Source organism: Lentilactobacillus parafarraginis DSM 18390 = JCM 14109 (genome assembly GCF_001435895.1).
Taxonomy (GTDB): Bacteria; Bacillota; Bacilli; order Lactobacillales; family Lactobacillaceae; genus Lentilactobacillus; species Lentilactobacillus parafarraginis.
Window position 1 is genome coordinate 1 of sequence record NZ_AZFZ01000146.1, and the last position, 2,094, is coordinate 2,094.

The window sequence follows — 2,094 nt, forward strand, 5'->3', positions numbered from 1 at the left end:
AAATGTAGGTTTTCGGCAGTTACTTGAGGCCACGTAATCGGTAAGATTTACCAGTGATCTTCACTACGTGAACATGATGAACCAAGCGATCGAGAATGGCTGCTGTCACAGTTGGGTTCTGGAAAATATCAACCCAAGCGGATAGATCACTATTGCTGGTAATGATCGTTGAATGCTTTTCATAGCGGGCATTGACTAGCTGAAATAAGAGGTTAGCTTCTTGGTGACCAATTGGCAAATACCCAATTTCATCAATAATTAATAGGTCATAGCGCGAATAGCGGCTTAGAGATCGATCAAGCAGTCCTTTTTCGTAAGCTGCTCTCAATCTAATCAACAGCTCATGACAATTAATAAAGAGAACCCGACAGCCCTGTTTACAGGCCTCAATCCCAATACTAATTGCCAAGTGGGTTTTACCGACTCCCGGATTGCCAATAAAGATTAAGTTTTCAGACTTTTCCATAAAAGCCAGATTCTGGAATTCCAGAACCTCTTGGCGATTAATACTGGGTTGAAAGCTAAAATCAAATGTATCTAGGGATTTTGTATTGGGGAACCGAGCACGGCCAATGGCCCGTGCAATCTGACCTTCGTGTCGATTCTGGAGTTCCGAATTAGTTAAATCAATTAGCGCCTCAGTTAATGACAGATTATCAGTGTGAATTTGATCAAGGTAATTCGGCAAGTATTCACGGATTTTGTTTAACCCTAAGCGCTCAAGATTATTTAAAAGAATTTGATTATTAGTGGTCATGGTAGCCTCCTATAAGTTGTCGTAATCAGTCATATGTTCACGAATGTAAGCTGAAATGTCTTCATCTGTCCGCCCTTTAAGCAAATCAGATTTGAGGATATTGAACTGATCTTGGGGGTCATAATTCAGCGAATTGGTAGTTATGGAGTGCGTACGAATTTCTTCTCCGTTATAATAAATGTGGATGCGCTGCTCATCATTGGAGATTTCAACAGCAACCGTACAACCAATGTATCGCGGATCTACTGAGTACTTACATTTGCGGAAATTGATCATGGCCTCCTTCGAAACGACACGGGTAATGTTTTCTTCGAAGTATGGTTCAAGGAGATTAACTGGAACGCGATGAAGGTACTCTTTTTCTTCGTCTAACCATTTCAGGTACGGGACTTCGTCCGTGGCCTGCGAAGTTTCATGATTTAGATCATCTCGGAGCATATGAACTAGTTCGATTAGCTCAGTTCCATCAGCAAATTCAGTATTGTATGGCCGTAAACGTTCAACCGTGCGAGCAAGGGCTTCAACTGCACCTTTAGTTTGTGGTCTGAATGGTCGACAAGCAATTGGTGTGAAACCGGCATCTTTACAGAATTCGTGGAACCGTTCGTTAAAGACAGCGTGGCCAAACTGGGATTTTGTATGATCCACAACGGTTTTCATATTATCAAACCAGATTTCCGTCGGAATACCTCCGGTATGAAGGAAAGCGTCGTGTAAGCAAGAAAAGAGGGTATCTTGGCTCCGATCAAAGGTTAGTGTCATATATTTGAGTTTTGAATAAGGCAATACATACAAGAAAATATTGAATTTAAACAGCTCACCCTCGCTGCTCACTAGGGCCATTTCTTCTTTCCAGTCAACTTGAGCAGAGAGACCAGGGGAATGTTCAATCCGAATGGTAGCTTTCTTAACTCGTTCTCGGCGGGTTTGGCGACAATAATCTTTCACGAGGGTATAGCTGCCGGTAAAGCCCTTCTTCTGGATAAATTTAAAAATTGAAGCAGCCGAACAATTTAGTTCAAGCTTTGAATCGATGGTTTGCTTGAATGGATCCAGTAAACTTGGCCGTTTCGGTCGACCACTTGGTCGGCCCTTAAGTCCAGCTTTGACTTCCTCATAGGCTTTCTTAACGGTTCGATAATCAACATTATATTGCCGGGCAATCTCGGCGAAGTTAGGCTTAATATTTTCAGTCACGTAAATCGTCACTCCTTCTCTTAAATCACGTCTCACATCAAATTCCTCCTACACTCTGATGTGATTCATGATACAAAAAATGTAGGAAAACCAACAGTTCTAACCTGCCGTTTTCCTACATTTTACGGGTGCCTTTTACA

General features: G+C 42.0%; 2 protein-coding genes. Both read right to left on the minus strand.

Annotated elements, in window-relative coordinates; all coding sequences use genetic code 11:
- Positions 1-19: 19 nt before the first annotated feature.
- Positions 20-757: an IS21-like element helper ATPase IstB gene (istB, locus tag FD47_RS14325; protein ID WP_003555349.1), complete on the minus strand. Its 738-nt coding sequence runs from the start codon at positions 755-757 to the stop codon at positions 20-22.
- A gap of 9 nt (positions 758-766) precedes the next feature.
- Positions 767-1,990 carry an IS21 family transposase gene (gene istA, locus FD47_RS14330; protein ID WP_003555353.1) on the minus strand — a complete coding sequence of 408 codons (1,224 nt, stop codon included), beginning with the start codon at positions 1,988-1,990 and terminating at the stop codon, positions 767-769.
- Between the last annotated feature and the right edge of the window lie 104 nt (positions 1,991-2,094).

Coding starts and splice junctions, on each gene's coding strand:
- istB (WP_003555349.1), bottom strand. CDS start 757: ATGACCACTAATAATCAAATTCTTTTAAATAATCTTGAGCGCTTAGGG.